Annotated in this window: 14 protein-coding genes; 7 read left to right on the top strand and 7 right to left on the bottom strand. The window is 62.9% G+C overall.

The window, feature by feature from the left end; all coding sequences use genetic code 11:
* Positions 1–85 precede the first annotated feature (85 nt).
* On the top strand, positions 86–526 hold the full coding sequence (locus tag K3758_RS06390) for an Lrp/AsnC family transcriptional regulator (RefSeq protein WP_259948853.1): 441 nt from the start codon (positions 86–88) through the stop codon (positions 524–526).
* 90 nt (positions 527–616) lie between these two features.
* Positions 617–3,550 carry a valine--tRNA ligase gene (locus K3758_RS06385; protein ID WP_259948850.1) on the top strand — a complete coding sequence of 978 codons (2,934 nt, stop codon included), beginning with the start codon at positions 617–619 and terminating at the stop codon, positions 3,548–3,550.
* 223 nt (positions 3,551–3,773) lie between these two features.
* Here the strand turns inward: K3758_RS06385 and K3758_RS06380 are convergent, their stop codons facing one another.
* Complete coding sequence (locus K3758_RS06380; protein WP_259948834.1) at positions 3,774–4,565, bottom strand: crotonase/enoyl-CoA hydratase family protein; 792 nt, start codon at positions 4,563–4,565, stop codon at positions 3,774–3,776.
* 119 nt (positions 4,566–4,684) lie between these two features.
* Here K3758_RS06380 and K3758_RS06375 point away from each other — a divergent pair, with 119 nt between their 5' ends.
* A complete protein-coding gene (locus tag K3758_RS06375) occupies positions 4,685–5,788 on the top strand; it encodes a pyridoxal phosphate-dependent aminotransferase (RefSeq protein ID WP_259948832.1) in 1,104 nt (367 codons plus the stop codon).
* On the opposite strand, the gene K3758_RS06370 is transcribed toward K3758_RS06375, so the two are convergent.
* On the bottom strand, positions 5,785–6,993 hold the full coding sequence (locus K3758_RS06370; RefSeq protein WP_259948829.1) for an alanine--glyoxylate aminotransferase family protein: 1,209 nt from the start codon (positions 6,991–6,993) through the stop codon (positions 5,785–5,787). The two genes, K3758_RS06375 and K3758_RS06370, sit on opposite strands and share 4 nt — an antisense overlap.
* Before the next feature lie 233 nt (positions 6,994–7,226).
* Between K3758_RS06370 and K3758_RS06365 the strand changes: the two genes are divergently transcribed.
* The gene (locus K3758_RS06365) at positions 7,227–9,083 is read left to right on the top strand and encodes an ABC transporter ATP-binding protein (RefSeq protein WP_259948827.1); all 1,857 of its coding nucleotides are present in this window, start codon (positions 7,227–7,229) and stop codon (positions 9,081–9,083) included.
* A 32-nt stretch (positions 9,084–9,115) separates the two neighbouring features.
* Here the strand turns inward: K3758_RS06365 and K3758_RS06360 are convergent, their stop codons facing one another.
* Positions 9,116–9,799: a TIGR04283 family arsenosugar biosynthesis glycosyltransferase gene (locus K3758_RS06360; protein ID WP_259948823.1), complete on the bottom strand. Its 684-nt coding sequence runs from the start codon at positions 9,797–9,799 to the stop codon at positions 9,116–9,118.
* Positions 9,800–9,863: 64 nt separating this feature from the next.
* On the opposite strand from K3758_RS06360, the gene K3758_RS06355 reads away from it, so the two are divergent.
* Positions 9,864–10,610 carry a folate-binding protein YgfZ gene (locus K3758_RS06355; RefSeq protein WP_259948805.1) on the top strand — a complete coding sequence of 249 codons (747 nt, stop codon included), beginning with the start codon at positions 9,864–9,866 and terminating at the stop codon, positions 10,608–10,610.
* A gap of 68 nt (positions 10,611–10,678) precedes the next feature.
* Here the strand turns inward: K3758_RS06355 and efp are convergent, their stop codons facing one another.
* On the bottom strand, positions 10,679–11,242 hold the full coding sequence (efp, locus tag K3758_RS06350) for an elongation factor P (protein ID WP_093740442.1): 564 nt from the start codon (positions 11,240–11,242) through the stop codon (positions 10,679–10,681).
* A 222-nt stretch (positions 11,243–11,464) separates the two neighbouring features.
* Here efp and K3758_RS06345 point away from each other — a divergent pair, with 222 nt between their 5' ends.
* Entirely contained in the window at positions 11,465–11,785 is a 321-nt protein-coding gene (locus K3758_RS06345; RefSeq protein WP_007120494.1) for a DUF6280 family protein, read from the top strand.
* 73 nt (positions 11,786–11,858) lie between these two features.
* Here K3758_RS06345 and K3758_RS06340 read toward each other — a convergent pair whose 3' ends face one another.
* On the bottom strand, positions 11,859–12,437 hold the full coding sequence (locus tag K3758_RS06340) for a cobalamin biosynthesis protein CobQ (protein ID WP_259948799.1): 579 nt from the start codon (positions 12,435–12,437) through the stop codon (positions 11,859–11,861).
* Positions 12,438–12,497: 60 nt separating this feature from the next.
* Between K3758_RS06340 and K3758_RS06335 the strand changes: the two genes are divergently transcribed.
* Complete coding sequence (locus K3758_RS06335) at positions 12,498–13,955, top strand: cobyric acid synthase (protein WP_259948797.1); 1,458 nt, start codon at positions 12,498–12,500, stop codon at positions 13,953–13,955.
* A gap of 32 nt (positions 13,956–13,987) precedes the next feature.
* Here the strand turns inward: K3758_RS06335 and K3758_RS06330 are convergent, their stop codons facing one another.
* A complete protein-coding gene (locus K3758_RS06330; RefSeq protein ID WP_259950000.1) occupies positions 13,988–15,100 on the bottom strand; it encodes an S-(hydroxymethyl)glutathione dehydrogenase/class III alcohol dehydrogenase in 1,113 nt (370 codons plus the stop codon).
* Between the two features lie 124 nt (positions 15,101–15,224).
* Positions 15,225–15,686: an Lrp/AsnC family transcriptional regulator gene (locus tag K3758_RS06325; RefSeq protein ID WP_067629340.1), complete on the bottom strand. Its 462-nt coding sequence runs from the start codon at positions 15,684–15,686 to the stop codon at positions 15,225–15,227.
* Positions 15,687–15,689 lie beyond the last annotated feature (3 nt).

The raw sequence follows: 15,689 nt of genomic DNA, 5'->3' as shown, positions 1-15,689 counted from the left end.
GCTTTTCCCCAGTGAACCGCGAATTTTGGTCGATTCATCGTGTCAAACCGCCTATACTGACGGAAACTTCCGGCAGAATGACGACATGGCACATCAACTTGACGACACCGACCGCGCTTTGATCGCGGCACTTCAATCCAACGCCCGTCTGCCGGTCGCTGATCTGGCCCGCATTCTCGGGCTTGCCCGCACCACCGTTCAGGCCCGGCTTGAGCGGCTAGAGCGCAGTGGTGCCATCGTCGGCTACACCCTGCGATTGGGTGAAGCCGCCCGCGCCCCGCTTCATGCCACGGCTTTGGTCAACATCGAACTGCGCGCCGGCCCTGCCGTACTGGCCCGGTTGCGCAGCCTGCCCGGCGTGCAGGTCGTTCACACCACCTCGGGTCGCTTTGACCTGCTAGTGCAAATCGCCGCGCAGACCACGCAAGAGTTGGACGAAACCCTCGACCGTATTGGCGAGACGCGCGGCGTGAAGGGCAGTGAGAGCCTCATTCACCTCAGCACCAAGATCGACCGGCGCGGCTAGGCCGCTTCCCGCCCCAAATCCGCTTTGCCATAGGTCTTTCCCTCGCCGCGCCAGACCGCTAAACGGGGCGCAACAAAAGGGATCATGACCATGGCACTCGAAAAGACCTTCAACGCCGCTGAGGCCGAAAGCCGCATCTACGCCGATTGGGAAACCAAAGGCGCGTTCAAGGCCGGCGCAAACGCACAACGGGATGAGCATTTCTCGGTGATGATCCCGCCGCCGAATGTCACCGGCTCGCTGCACATGGGGCATGCGTTTAACAACACGCTGCAGGATATTTTGGTGCGCTGGCACCGGATGCAGGGCTTTGACACCCTCTGGCAGCCGGGCCAAGACCACGCGGGCATCGCCACACAGATGGTGGTGGAACGCGAATTGGCCGCCACCGGCCAGCCGGGTCGCCGCGAGTTGGGCCGCGAGGCGTTTACCGCCAAGGTCTGGGAGCAAAAGCAGAAATCCGGCGGCACGATCATCGACCAGCTGCGCCGTTTGGGTGCCTCCTGCGACTGGTCGCGCAACGCTTTCACCATGTCCGGCGCGCCCGGTGCGCCCGAGGGTGAGGAAGGCAACTTCCACGACGCGGTGATCAAGGTCTTTGTGGACATGTACAACAAGGGGTTGATCTACCGCGGCAAGCGGCTGGTCAACTGGGACCCGCATTTCGAGACCGCGATCTCGGATTTGGAGGTCGAAAGCACCGAAGTCGACGGCCACATGTGGCACTTCAAGTATCCGCTGGCCGGGGGCGAGACCTATACCTACGTCGAGAAGGACGAGGACGGGAACACGCTCTTCGAAGAGACCCGCGACTATATCTCCATCGCCACCACGCGGCCCGAAACCATGCTCGGCGACGGCGCGGTAGCGGTTCATCCATCGGATGAGCGTTACGCCTCAATCGTCGGGAAACTCTGCGAAATTCCCGTGGGCCCGAAAGAGCAGCGCCGCCTCATTCCGATCATCACCGACGAATACCCAGACAAGAACTTCGGCTCGGGTGCTGTGAAGATCACCGGCGCGCATGACTTCAACGACTACGGCGTCGCAAAGCGCAATGGCATCCCGCTCTATGCGCTGATGGACACGCAAGGCCAGATGCGCGCCGACGGCCTGCCCTATGCCGAGGCCGCCGCCCGCGCGCAGGCCATCGCCGATGGATCGGAGCCCGCCCCTGAGGACGCGACCGAGATCAATCTGGTGCCCGACGCCTACCGCGGCTTGGACCGGTTCGAGGCCCGCAAGCGCGTGGTCGAGGACGTGACCGCCGAGGGCCTCGCCGTGATGACCGAGGCGACCGATCCCCGCCTTGGCCGCGCGGCCAAGAAAGCCCCCGTCGAGCCCGGCGAAGGCGGCGAGATGCGCACCGAGGAAGAGAACCTTGTGCCGCTGGTGGAGGCCAAGAAGATCATGCAGCCCTTCGGCGACCGCTCCAAAGTGGTGATCGAACCGATGCTGACCGACCAGTGGTTCGTCGCCACCGACAAGATCGTGCAGCCCGCCATCGACGCGGTGCGCTCTGGCGAAGTCACGATCCTGCCCGAGCAGGACCGTAAGGTATACTTCCACTGGCTGGAGAATATCGAGCCGTGGTGCATCTCGCGCCAGCTGTGGTGGGGGCATCAGATCCCGGTGTGGTTCGACGATGACGGCAATGAGTATTGCGCGCCGACCGAGGCCGAAGCACAGGCCATGGCCCCCGGCAAAACCCTGCGCCGCGACCCCGACGTACTCGACACATGGTTCTCCTCCGGCCTCTGGCCCATCGGCACGCTGGGCTGGCCCGAGCAGACCGCGGAGCTTGAGAAATACTTCCCCACCTCCGTGCTGGTCACCGGTTTCGACATCATCTTCTTCTGGGTCGCCCGGATGATGATGATGCAATACGCCGTGGTGGATCAAAAACCCTTCGACACCGTCTATGTCCACGCGCTGGTGCGCGACGAGAAGGGCAAGAAGATGTCGAAGTCTTTGGGCAACGTGCTCGATCCGTTGGAGTTGATCGACGATTTTGGCGCCGACGCCGTACGTTTCACGCTGACCTCGATGGCCGCCATGGGGCGTGACCTCAAACTCAGCACGCAACGCATTGCTGGCTATCGTAATTTCGGCACCAAGCTCTGGAACGCCCACCGCTTTGCTGAGATGAACGATGTCTTCGACAGCATGCCCGCCGCTATGCCCACCCCGCAAGCCACGCTGAACAAATGGATCGTCGGCGAGACCGCCCGTATCCGCGAAGAAGTCGACGCGGCGCTTGGCAACTTCCGTTTCAACGACGCGGCCAATGCGCTTTATGCCTTTGTCTGGGGCAAGGTCTGCGACTGGTATGTGGAGCTGTCCAAGCCGCTGTTGCAAGACGATGCGCCCGAGGCCGACGAGACCCGCGCCACGATGGCATGGGTGCTGGAGCAATGCTTGGTGCTGCTGCACCCGATCATGCCCTTCATTACCGAAGAGCTGTGGCAGACCACAACCAAGCGCGACCAATTGCTCGCCCTGACCGGTTGGCCGACCTACACCACCGCCGACCTGCTGGACGCAGAGGCTGACCGGGAACTGAACTGGGTGATCGGCCTGATCGAAAGCATCCGTTCGGCGCGTCAGCAGATGCATGTGCCCGCCGGGCTGAAGGTGCCGATGCTAGTGACTGAGATGGACGCCGCCGCCCAAGGCGCATGGGACCGCAATGAGGTGATGATCAAGCGCCTTGCGCGGGTCGAGAGCCTTGAGCGTGCCGACAGCTTTCCGAAAGGCACTGTGTCGATCGCTGCACCAGGGGCCAGCTTTGGCCTGCCGCTGGCCGGGTTGATTGACATCGATGCCGAGAAGGCACGGTTGCAAAAATCGCTCGACAAGCTGGGCAAGGAGATCGGTGGGCTGAAGGGGCGTTTGAACAACCCCAAATTCGCGGCCTCCGCGCCGGAAGAGGTCGTCGCAGAGGCGCAGGCCAATCTGGCCGCGCGTCAGGAAGAGGCGGACCAGATGCAGGCCGCACTGGACCGACTGGCCGAACTGGGCTGAGGTTGAGAGCGTGGCGGTTTAGCTGCCACGCCATTCACGAAAGCCGGGCAGCGCCAGACCGCGGGGTGGCGCTGCATACGGGGCGGTTGGGCAGTTTATCCCTGCCGCGAATACGCATCTATTTCAGGACAGCACTTCGATTGCAAAAGCGCCAGCCCGTCCGGGCGGTCTGGCACTGCCCGGACGGGCTGTGGTGCGCGATGCTAACGCTGCGCTTGCCAGCCTACTTAAACACCGCAGGCCGCTTGCCAAACTCCGCCGCGATCACCTCCATCTGCTCTGGCTTGCCCAACAATGCCGCCTGCTCGCGCGACTCGGCGTCCAGTACATCTACGTCCGATGCTCCGGATTCCGCGTATCCAATCAACCGTTTCGCCGCCCGCACGGCATTCGGCCCCTTCCCTGCAATCACATTTGCCAGTTCCAACGCTGCCGCTTGTGGATCGTCAGCAAGTTCGGTCACCAGCCCCCAGCGCTCTGCCTGCGCGGCCGCCACCGGTGCCGCAGTATAGGTCAACCGCCGCAGCACATCCGAGCGCACCAAACGCGGCAGCAACACCATGCCGCCCATATCCGGCACAATGCCCCATTTCATCTCCATCACCGCAAGCTTGGTATCCGGCGCGGCGATGCGGATATCCGCGCCCAGTGCCAATTGCATCCCGGCCCCATAGACCACGCCATGCAACGCCGCGATCACCGGGATTTCCAGCCGGTGCCAAACCATCGAGACTTCTTGCCACTTGTTCGTCGTGCCCTTCCCATGGGTGCGCGGCATGATCAGCGCCTCGACGTCCTGCCCCAGCATCCCCGAGAGCCCGCCGATGTCGATGCCCGCGCAAAAACCTTTGCCCTCGCCCGACAACACCACCACGCGGGCGTCTGAGGCCGCAACCTCCTGCCCTGCCGCGATGATCGCTTCGATCATCTCATCGTCCACGGCATTCATCTTGTCGGCGCGGGTGAGGGTCACATGGGCGATATGGTCTTCGATCCGGGTGGTGACACGGGGCATGGCTGTTCTCCTGAATGTTTGGCGCAGTTCAGCGCAGATCAACGCGCGGCACCAGCAAAACGTGGCGGCAGGTGCTGCGACCCTTGCCCTCCCAACGGCGCAACCCTACACCTTGGCGCATGACATATGCACGCCTCACCCCCCTCGCCCAAAGCCTGCCCGCCAACGTCCCCTTCGTCGGCCCCGAAGCGCAGGAACGCAGCCTTGGCCGCCCCTTCAAAGCGCGGCTTGGTGCCAATGAAAACGTCTTTGGCCCTTCGCCTCGCGCCATCGCGGCAATGGCTGAAACGGAGATGTGGAAATATGGCGATTCAGAAAGCGTGGAGCTGCGCGCGGCATTGGCCGAATTGCATGGCGTGACGCCCGACAATATCATCGTTGGCGAAGGCATTGACGGGCTGCTGGGCTATCTCGTCCGTCTGCTGGTGGACGAAGGCGATGCGGTGGTGACCTCGGAAGGCGCTTACCCAACCTTCAACTACCATGTCGCAGGCTTTGGCGGCGTGCTGCACAAAGTGCCCTACCGCGACGATCACGAAGACGCGGCAGCGCTTTTCGCCAAGGCGGCAGAGGTTGACGCCAAGCTCGTCTACCTCGCCAATCCCGACAATCCGATGGGCACTTGGCATGAGGGCGCGGCACTGCAACGCGCGCTCGACGACCTGCCCCAAGGCAGCCTGCTTTTGCTGGATGAGGCCTATATCGAATGCGCCCCCGAGGGCACAGCACCCCAGCTTTCCGCCGATGACCCGCGGGTGATCCGGATGCGGACCTTTTCCAAAGCCTACGGCCTCGCCGGGGCGCGGATCGGCTATGCGATTGCAGCGCCCGACTTGATCACGGCCTTTCACAAGGTTCGCAACCACTTTGGCCTGAACCGCGCAGCACAGGCAGGGGCCTTGGCGGCGGTACAGGATCAAGACTACCTCAAGAAAGTTCAGACCCAGATCGCCGAGGCCCGCGACAGGATCGCTCAAATCGCTGAAAAGAACGGGCTGAGCACCCTGCCCTCCGCAGCCAATTTCGTCGCGATCGACTGTGGCGGCGATGGCGCCTTCGCCAAGGCGGTGCTGGGTGCCCTAGTGGCGCGGGGCATCTTTGTGCGGATGCCCTTTGCCGCGCCGCAAAACCGCTGCATCCGCATCAGTTGCAGTACGGCTGAGGAACTGGATCACTTCGCCGCCGCATTGCCCGACGCTCTGGCCGAAGCGCGCGGGGCCTAAGCCCCGCCGATCACCTCCGCTGCCGCTTGCAGTGCGCCGGGCCCGTGGTCGATCTTCAGCGCGCAAAGTCCAGCTTCGATCCCGCCGAGCAGCCCCATGACCATATGGCCGTTCACATGGCCCATGTGGCCAAGGCGGAAAAAACCATGCCACGCGGGCTCTCCGGGCAGGGCCATGCCCAGCCCCACGCCCAGTGTCAGGCCCAGATTGCTCTGTACCCAATCGCGCAGTTCAGTCGCATGGGGCGCTTGCAGCCGCAGCGCGGTGACGGCATGGCTGCGCAGGGCGCGGTCTTCGATGTTGAACCGCAGGCTGCCCTCTGCCGACCATGCCTCGCACGCCGCCCAAACCGCGCGGGCCAAGGTGGCATGGCGCTGCCAGACCTGCTCGATCCCCTCTTCATGGATCATATCAAGCGCGGCCCGCAGGCCGTAAAGGTGATGCGTGGGCGCCGTGCCACCGTGGTATTGGTAAAACTCCTCCGCATGGGCGCGCGGCGACCAATCCCAATAGCGGCTCACCCGCGGCAGTCGTGCGCGGGCTTCCTCGGCCCGATCGTTGAAGAAAACAAACGCCATGCCCGGCGGCACCATCAGCCCCTTCTGCGAGGCCGTGACCATGACATCGACGCCCCAAGCGTCCATCTCGAACCGCTCGCACCCAAGCGAGGCGATACAATCCGCCATCAAAAGCGCGGGATGGCCTGCCTCATCCAACAGGCGGCGCAGACCGGGGACATCGTTGCGCACCGAGCTTGACGTGTCGACGTGCACCGCCATCACCGCCTTGATCTGGTGGCCCGTGTCGGCCTTCAAACGCTCCGCCACCTGCGCCAGATCAACCGGCGCATTGCGGCCAAAGTCGAGGATATCCACCTCCGCCCCCAGCCCCGTTGCCATCTCGGCCCAGCCATGGCCGAAACGCCCCGTGGCCAAGACCAGCACGCGGTCGCCCGGTGCTATGACATTGCTCAGCGCAGCCTCCCAAGCGCCGTGGCCGTTGCTGATATACATCGCCACATGACGATCTGTACGCGCCACACGTTTCAAATCAGCCGCCAGTGCCGGCATCATCTCAACCAACTCACCCTCATAGATATTGGGAGCGGCGCGGTGCATCGCGCTCAGCACCGCGTCGGGCATGACCGAGGGGCCGGGAATGGCAAGGTACGAACGACCTTGGACGAGTTTATTCTGCTTTGTCATGATATTGGCTGCCGTTTTGAAAATGCGTGACCGGGCTGCGGTCGGGCGCAGCTTACTGCCCGCCGGGCCGGGGTCAACACGCGATCGGACGTAAGGTAAGGCGCGCCCGTGGAGGTCTCCCACTGGCGAGGAACCCTCCCGATCTGCGCTTGGCGCAGCCCGCGCTACGGCTTGCCCTGCCTCCCCTGCTTTCGTACACGGGATCCGACTGCCCAAAAGGATCAGGCACCGGCATGAATGATGACAGTTACACCTCCGCGCAGTTGATGCGTTGGCTTTGGCATGACTATCTAAAGAAACACACCGGCCTGATGGCCATCGCGGTGATCTTCATGATCATCGAAGGCTCGACCTTGGGCGTGCTGGCCAAGCTGATGGAGCCGATGTTCGACCGCGTCTTTGTCGGCGGCGACCAAGGTGCGCTGGTCTGGGTGGGGCTGGTGCTGGTGGCGATCTTTGCGCTGCGCGCGCTGGCCACGGTGGTGCAGAAGGTACTGCTGACCCGCGTGGCGCAACGCACGGCGGCGGATCTGCGCATCGACCTGTTGGACCGGATGATGCAGCAGGATGGTGCATTTCACCAGAACCACCCGCCCGGTTTTCTTGTGCAGCGGGTGCAATCGGATGTGAACGCGGTTAGCGATGTCTGGCGCGCGGTCATCACCGGCGCGGGCCGCGATCTGGTGGGGCTGGTGATCCTGATGGGTGTCGCCATCGCGATTGATCCGATCTGGGCGCTTCTGGCGATGGTCGGTGTGCCGCTGATGGTGCTGCCTGCCGCCATCGCCCAGCGTTTCGTCCGCGCCCGCTCGCGCGAGGCGCGCGACATCGGCGCCAGCCTCTCGACACGTCTGGACGAGGTCTTTCACGGCATCGTCCAGATCAAACTGAACGCGCTCGAAGACTATCAGGCCCGACAATACCGCGAGTTGACGCGCACCTTCATCCGCACCGAAGTTCGCGCCGCCTTTGGCAATTCCGCGATCCCGGCGATGATCGACATCATGTCAGGCATCGGTTTCATGGCCGTGATCGTATATGGCGGGTCCGAAATCATCGCTGGCAACAAGACCATTGGCGAGTTCATGACTTTCTTTACGTCGCTCGGGTTCATGTTCTCCCCTCTACGCCGCCTCGGCGCGATCAGCGGCCTGTGGCAGATGGCCGCCGCCGCGCTGGAACGGATCAAGGAGCTGCTCGACGCGCCCCTGCACCTGCGCAGCCCGGCCAAGCCCGTGGCCGCGCCCGATGGCCCGCCTGACGTTGCCTTGGCGGATGTTTCGCTCTCTTACGGCGATACGAAGGTGCTGAATGGGTTGAACCTGACCGCGCAAGCGGGCCAGACGACCGCTCTTGTCGGCGCCTCGGGCGCGGGGAAATCGACCATTTTCAACCTGCTCACGCGGCTGGTCGATCCACAAAACGGCACGGTTCAAATCGGCGGGGTCGACACCACATCAATGACCATCCCGGACCTGCGGGGCCTGTTTTCTGTCGTGACGCAAGAGGCGCTGCTGTTTGATGAGACCCTGCGCGAGAATATCGTGCTGGGCCGCCAGAACGTCAGCGACGAAGAGCTCGACCGGGTGTTGAAAGCCGCCCATGTGGCCGACTTCCTGCCGCAGTTGGAACAGGGGCTGGAAACCCGCGTCGGCCCGCGCGGTTCGGCCCTGTCGGGCGGGCAGCGTCAGCGTGTGGTGATCGCCCGCGCCCTGCTGCGCGACACGCCCATCCTGCTGCTCGATGAGGCCACCAGCGCCTTGGATGCGCAATCTGAACAGGTTGTGCAGGATGCCCTTGATAGGCTCGCCAAGGGGCGCACAACCATCGTCATCGCGCACCGGCTCTCGACCATTCGCAGCGCGGATAAGATCGTGGTGATGGACCGCGGCCAAGTCACCGATGAAGGCACCCACGACGAATTGATGGAGCGCGGCGGCATCTATGCCGACCTTTACCGCCTGCAATTCCGCGACGGAAAGACGGTGTCGGATGCCCGTGGCCTCAGCGCCCTCTCTGCAAAGAAGCGCCGCGAAAGGGCGCGCCAGCCCAATCTGCTCCAACGGATCGGGGCGGTCTTCTTTAACTGAGTGCAGGGGCGTGGGGGCAACCCGCGCCCTTTTCACGACCGCCGATAGCTTTCTGCAAGGGCGTCGGGGCTGGTGCCCATTGCATAGCGCATCAGCGTCCACAGGTTGCGCCCACCGCGGCGCAGCCAGCCCTGACGGCGGTATTTCTCGGCACTGGTCACGGCGATGCCCTCAAGCCGGGCCAAACGGCCGCGCAGGGCGCGGGCCAGTGCGACATCCTCCATCAGCGGCTGATCGGGGTAACCGCGGACCGCGTCATAAAGCACGCGCGGCAGCAGCAGCCCCTGATCGCCATAGGGCAAGCCACAAGCGCTGCGCAGGTTCGCCCAGCCCGCGACCAACCGCGGCGCCAGCCCGCGCTGATCGAACCGCAGACGAAACCACCCCGCAGCCCCTGGCCCGCGGGCCATGTGATCCTGCACCGCATCGGTCCACCCCGGCGCCAGCACCGTGTCGGCATGGAGCACCAAGAGCCACTCCCCCCGTGCCGCTTCGCATCCGCGGCGCAACTGCCCCCCCCGCGAGGGCGCGCCTGAGATCACCTCGCCCCCCCAGCCTTCGGCCAGCTGAGGCGTGCCATCTGTCGATCCCCCATCGCTCAGGATCACCTCGCGGATCAGCCCGGCCTGCAAGCCTTCGACAAGCGCAGCAAGGCAGGCAGGCAGCGCGGCGGCTGCATTGAGACTGGGAATGACGACAGAGATCGGCGCGCGCATGGTTGCCCCTTTTGGATGGGTTTGACAGGTTATATGTCATGGCCAGCAATCAAAGGACAACCGCATGACCACGCGCCGCATTCTGCGCCTCTCCGGCCCCGACACCCGCGATTTCCTGCAAGGCATCGTGACCAATGACGTTGGCAAACTGGACCAAGGCCCGGTCTACGCCGCCCTGCTGACGCCGCAGGGCAAATATATGGCCGATTTCTTTCTGATCGCTGACGGCGATAGCGTTCTGCTCGATGTGGACGAAAGCCTTGGCGACATGCTGAGCCAACGGCTGTCGATGTACAAGCTGCGCGCCAAGGTGACGATTGAGCCGACCGAGCTACACCTGCACCGTGGCACCGGCCCCGCACCCGAAGATGCCGTGTCCGACCCGCGTCATTCGGAAATGGGCTGGCGCGCCTATCGCGACACGCCGCAGACAGATGACACGACAGATTGGAACGCCCTGCGCGTGGCGCATTTGATCCCCGAAACCGGTGTGGAACTGACGCCTGATACTTTCATCCTCGAAGCCGGGCTTGATCGGATCAACGGGCTCGACTTCCGCAAGGGCTGCTATGTGGGCCAAGAGGTCACGGCGCGGATGAAGCACAAGACTGAGTTGCGCAAGGGGCTGACACGGGTCGAGGTCAGCGGCAGCGCCTCGCCCGGTACGGCGATCACGGCAGAGGGCAAGCCTGCGGGCACGCTGTTCACCCAAGCGGGGGAGCAAGCGCTGGCGCATCTGCGCTTTGACCGCGCCAAAGGGCAGATGCAGGCCGATGAGGCGCAGGTCACATGGCCCGGCTCTGCCGCCTGAGCACCCCAAAACAAGAAAAAGCCCCGGCAAAACCGGGGCTGATCTAGCTTACGTTGGATGACGTTGCGTCAAGCGCGTTCGACATATTCCATGGTTTCGGTGTTCACCACGATCGCTTCGTCCTGCCCCACGAAGGGCGGAACAGAGATCTTCACTCCGTTTTCCAGAATGGCCGGCTTGAAGGAATTCGCTGCTGTCTGGCCTTTGACGACCGGCTCGGTCTCGGCAATGTTGCAGACCACTTTTTGCGGCAGACGGGCGTTCAGCGCCTCGGCCTCATGGTACTCGACCACGATCATCATACCGTCTTGCAGGAAGGGGCGCGTGTCGCCCAGAAGCTCGGCGTCAAGCTGCACCTGCTCATAGGTTTCGGTGTCCATAACCACGAGCATACCGTCGTCTTCATACAGAAATTGCTGGTCTTTTTGCTCCAAACGCACGCGCTCGACCTTGTCGGCAGAGCGGAAGCGTTCGTTCAATTTGGAGCCGTTGCGCAGGTTGCGCATTTCGACTTGGGCAAAGGCACCGCCCTTGCCGGGCTTCACGTGATCGACCTTCACGGCCGCCCAAAGGCCACCGTTATGTTCAAGGACGTTTCCGGGGCGGATCTCGTTTCCGTTAATCTTGGGCATGTGACAAAACCACGACATAAGGTTGATGATAAGATGACCGGGTCTATATCGGGAGGGATGGTCCCCTGCAAGCGGGCGATATCCGGGCGTCGCTGCGGCAACTAGATATGCGCAAGTTGCATGGGAGGTATGCTAAATAGAGGTATCCGAATCAAAGGATATCCGTCATAAGGGCCTCCACGCCCGAATGACAAGAGCAAGAATAATCGAAAGGACGACGAGATGAAAGATTTCGTTGATGGCACCGCTTTCAACAACGAGCAAGGCAACCGCGCACGCAAGCTCTTTGCTGCTGTGGTGCTTGCTGCTTTGGATGACGCAATTGCCGACGACAAGAAATATGGCAACGGCCCAGAACAGATCGCCCGCTGGGCCCGTTCGCGCGATGGCCGCGAAGTGCTGAGCTGTGCCGGGATCGACCCCAATGAGCGGGTCGTCGAAGGCCTGATGGAATTCGTGGGCAAAGGCGTGCGGACCTCCGTCGCCCTGTCGCGCGAAGAGTCCGAGCGCCGCAATGCCGCGCTTCAGGCCGAAGCCGCCTGAGAATATCCGCCAAGCGGAGCAATTGACGCAGCCCTCGGGCTGCGTTTTTTTGTGTCTGCTGCCCGGGCCTCTGTCAGTCTGCTCCGAAAAAGAAGATCCAATTGCGCAACGCCAGCCCTTCGGCCAGCAGCAACGCCAACGTCACGCCCGACAGCACCCACCCCGGCCTACGCCACCACAGCGTAATGGCAGCAAGTGTGCTGACCAGCGCCTCAATCGGGGCGACCCAGCCCGCGCCGTGACGCACATCCCAATAACTGACCGGGCTTTCGAATATCCACCCCGTTAGTGGCCAGAAATGCGCACGCCCGTCATCGTGATGCAGCGGCAGGTCGAACATCAGATGCAGCAGCGCCGCGCCGGTAAGCGCCACGGCCCAGCCCGCCTCCCGCCAGACTGCCAGCGCCAATAGTGCGCCCCAGACGATGAATGAATTATCTATCGAAAAGATCGTCTGCCAGAGATTGGAATAGTAAAGCTCCCCAAAGACAACGCTCCCCGGCAGCCCTTGGACATAGAGCGCAAAACCCGCCATCAGATAGAGCGACAAGTCCGGCAGCAACGCCCCGGCGAGCGCCGCCCAGATCAACGGTTTGGCCCCTTCCCGCCCCATCACGGCAGCGCCCAAAAGCAAATGTGCAGGCGTGTTCATCGCGGCTCTTTCCCCTTGGATCATTTTGCGCCAGTTTGCGCGAAACAGGGGCAGAATGACATGACCAAAGCCATCATGATACAGGGCACCGGCAGTAATGTCGGCAAGTCGATGATCGTTGCCGGATTAATCCGCGCCTGCACCCGGCGCGGGCTGCGCGTGCGCCCGTTCAAACCGCAGAACATGTCCAACAACGCCGCCGTCACCGAAGACGGGGGCGAGATTGGCCGCGCGCAGGCCCTGCAGGCCCGCGCCGCTGGCGTGGCACCGCATACGGACATGAACCCGGTGCTCCTGAAGCCTCAAAGCGCCACTGGCGCGCAGGTCGTGGTGCAGGGCAAGATCGCGGGCCAGCAAGAGGCGTGGGAGTTTGGGCGCAACAAAGCGAGCCTGATGCCCGCCGTGCTACAGTCCTTTCACCGCTTGGCCGAAAACTGCGACCTAATCGTGATCGAAGGCGCGGGCTCCCCGGCAGAGACCAACCTGCGGGCGGGCGATATCGCCAATATGGGTTTCGCCCGCGCCGCCGGGGTGGCGGTGGTGCTGATGGGCGACATCGACCGTGGCGGGGTGATCGCGCAGATCGTCGGGACGCAGGCGGTGCTTGATGCCGAAGACAACGCGCTGATCCGCGGCTTCGCCGTCAATAAATTCCGCGGCGACCGCAGCCTGTTCGACGCAGGGAGAGACGACATCGCCGCGCGCACCGGCTGGCCCAGCCTTGGCGTGATCCCGTGGTTCGACGCCGCGCACCGCCTGCCCGCCGAAGACGTGATGGACCTGCCCGCTCGCGCGCGTTCCGGTGGATCGGGCTGCGTTATCGCCGTGCCGCGCCTGCCGCGCATCGCAAATTTCGATGACCTTGACCCACTGGCCGCCGAGCCGGGCGTCGACCTGCGGATGATCATGCCCGGCAGCCCCCTGCCCGCCGACGCCGATTTGGTGCTGATGGTCGGGTCAAAATCAACCATCTCCGACCTCAAAGCTTTCCGAGCTGATGGGTGGGACATCGACCTTGCCGCGCATATCCGGCGGGGCGGCCACGTGCTGGGGCTGTGCGGTGGCTATCAGATGTTGGGCAAGACCATCACCGACCCGCAGGGCATCGAAGGCCCGGCGGCGCGGGTGGCGGGGCTGGGGCATCTGAACGTTGAGACGACGATGGCCCCACTGAAACATCTGGCGGAAAAATCCGGCCAGCATCCTGCCAGCGGCACCGATTTAACGGGATATGAAATCCACATCGGCGAAACCACAGGCCCCGATTGCGCCCGCGCTTGGCTCACCTTTGATGGCACGGCTGAGGGCGCGGCCTCCCCATCTGGCCGGGTGCAGGGCTGCTATATGCATGGAATTTTCAGCTCAGACGCCTTTCGCCGCGCCTATCTCGGCGGTTTTGGCGTGACCTCATCGCTGGATTTCGAAAGCGGCGTGGATGATGCGCTCGACGCGCTGGCCGATCATGTCGAGACCTATATGGATGTCGACCTGTTCCTCTCCCTCGCGGCAGAGATCTAGGCTGGAGAGCGCGCAGCCCTCCAGCCCAATATTTAGAATTCGACGACCGCGCGGATCGATTCACCTTTGTGCATCAATTCAAAGCCTTCGTTGATCTGATCCAGTGTCAGCTTATGGGTGATCATCGGGTCGATCTCGATTTTGCCGTTCATGTACCAATCAACGATCTTGGGCACGTCCGTCCGCCCCTTGGCCCCGCCAAAGGCGGTCCCGCGCCAAACCCGGCCCGTCACCAGTTGGAATGGCCGCGTCGAAATCTCGGCCCCCGCAGGTGCCACGCCGATGATGATGCTTTCGCCCCAGCCCTTGTGGGCGCATTCCAGCGCGTCGCGCATGACCTTGGTGTTGCCGGTCGCGTCAAAGGAGTAATCGGCCCCGCCTTTGGTCACCTCGACCAGATGCGCCACCAGATCGCCCTCGTCGTTCTTGGGATTCACGAAATCGGTCATCCCGAAATAACGCCCGACCTCTGCTTTGTCGTCGTTAAGATCGACACCGACGATCTGATCCGCGCCTGCCATCCGCAGCCCTTGGATCACGTTCAACCCGATGCCGCCCAGCCCAAAGACCACGCAGCGCGCGCCCAGTTCGACCTTGGCCGTGTTGATCACCGCACCGATGCCCGTGGTCACGCCGCAACCGATGTAGCAAATTTTATCAAAGGGCGCGTCTTTGCGGACCTTGGCCAGCGCGATTTCCGGCACCACGGTGTGGTTGGCAAAGGTCGAGCAGCCCATATAGTGGTGGATCGGCGTGCCATCGAGCATCGAAAACCGCGTTGTGCCATCGGGCAGCAAGCCTTGGCCTTGGGTCACGCGGATTTTTTGGCAGAGGTTGGTTTTGCCCGACAGGCAGTATTCGCATTCGCGGCATTCTGGCGTGTAGAGGGGGATCACATGGTCGCCCGGCTCCAGCGTGGTCACGCCTTCGCCCACTTCCAGCACCACGCCCGCGCCTTCATGGCCAAGGATCGCGGGGAAGATGCCTTCGGGGTCGTCTCCCGAGCGGGTGAATTCATCGGTGTGACACAGGCCGGTTGCCTTGATCTCAACCAAGACCTCGCCGCGTTTCGGCCCTTCAAGGTTCACCTCCATGATTTCAAGCGGTTTGCCAGCTTCCACGGCAACGGCGGCACGGGTTCTCATCATGGGTCTCTCCTTCGAGGTTAATCACTTGGGTCTATATGGAGCACGCGGGCGTCAAATGTCCATTTCAGAAAGGCACCGCAGCTTCACGCGCGTTTCGCCAATGGGGCACGCGGCGCTCATTTCAGCCGGTGATCGGCGCGTCGGATTTGATCTGCCGCAAGATTACATTGGTGGTGGCCGAATTGACCGCCGGATGTAGGAACAAAAAGCTTTCCAAAAAGGCGTTATAGGCGTCGATATCGCGGCAAAGAACGCGCAGGTGATAATCCGCTTGGCCCGTGGTGGCGAAACACTCCGTCACCTCCGTCCGGCTTTGGATCGCACGGATGAAACTGGCAAGGGCCGAGGCATCATGCCGGGTCAGATGCACATGCACCATCGCCTCAAACCCCAGCCCCATCGCCTTTGGATCGACCACCGCGGCATAGCGTTTGATCACCCCCGCCTGCTCCAACGCCTTGACCCGCCGCCAGCAGGCAGAGGCCGAGATATTCAGCTTTTCGGCAAGTTGCGCATTGGGCAGCCGCGAATCCTGCTGGAGCAGAAACACGAGTTGGCGGTCTGTCGCGTCCATTTCACTCATAGA

Origin of the sequence: Sulfitobacter sp. W002 (assembly GCF_025142135.1) — a bacterium.
Lineage (GTDB): Bacteria > Pseudomonadota > Alphaproteobacteria > Rhodobacterales > Rhodobacteraceae > Sulfitobacter > Sulfitobacter profundi.
The sequence above is the reverse complement of the archived record's forward strand: the minus strand, read 5'-3'. Positions and strand labels throughout refer to the sequence as shown.

Coding starts and splice junctions, on each gene's coding strand:
- K3758_RS06390 (WP_259948853.1), top strand. CDS start 86: ATGGCACATCAACTTGACGACACCGACCGCGCTTTGATCGCGGCACTT.
- efp (WP_093740442.1), bottom strand. CDS start 11,242: ATGCCCAAGATTAACGGAAACGAGATCCGCCCCGGAAACGTCCTTGAA.
- K3758_RS06360 (WP_259948823.1), bottom strand. CDS start 9,799: ATGCGCGCGCCGATCTCTGTCGTCATTCCCAGTCTCAATGCAGCCGCC.
- K3758_RS06330 (WP_259950000.1), bottom strand. CDS start 15,100: ATGAGAACCCGTGCCGCCGTTGCCGTGGAAGCTGGCAAACCGCTTGAA.
- K3758_RS06385 (WP_259948850.1), top strand. CDS start 617: ATGGCACTCGAAAAGACCTTCAACGCCGCTGAGGCCGAAAGCCGCATC.
- K3758_RS06375 (WP_259948832.1), top strand. CDS start 4,685: ATGACATATGCACGCCTCACCCCCCTCGCCCAAAGCCTGCCCGCCAAC.
- K3758_RS06335 (WP_259948797.1), top strand. CDS start 12,498: ATGACCAAAGCCATCATGATACAGGGCACCGGCAGTAATGTCGGCAAG.
- K3758_RS06370 (WP_259948829.1), bottom strand. CDS start 6,993: ATGACAAAGCAGAATAAACTCGTCCAAGGTCGTTCGTACCTTGCCATT.
- K3758_RS06355 (WP_259948805.1), top strand. CDS start 9,864: ATGACCACGCGCCGCATTCTGCGCCTCTCCGGCCCCGACACCCGCGAT.
- K3758_RS06365 (WP_259948827.1), top strand. CDS start 7,227: ATGAATGATGACAGTTACACCTCCGCGCAGTTGATGCGTTGGCTTTGG.
- K3758_RS06340 (WP_259948799.1), bottom strand. CDS start 12,437: ATGAACACGCCTGCACATTTGCTTTTGGGCGCTGCCGTGATGGGGCGG.
- K3758_RS06325 (WP_067629340.1), bottom strand. CDS start 15,686: ATGAGTGAAATGGACGCGACAGACCGCCAACTCGTGTTTCTGCTCCAG.
- K3758_RS06345 (WP_007120494.1), top strand. CDS start 11,465: ATGAAAGATTTCGTTGATGGCACCGCTTTCAACAACGAGCAAGGCAAC.
- K3758_RS06380 (WP_259948834.1), bottom strand. CDS start 4,565: ATGCCCCGTGTCACCACCCGGATCGAAGACCATATCGCCCATGTGACC.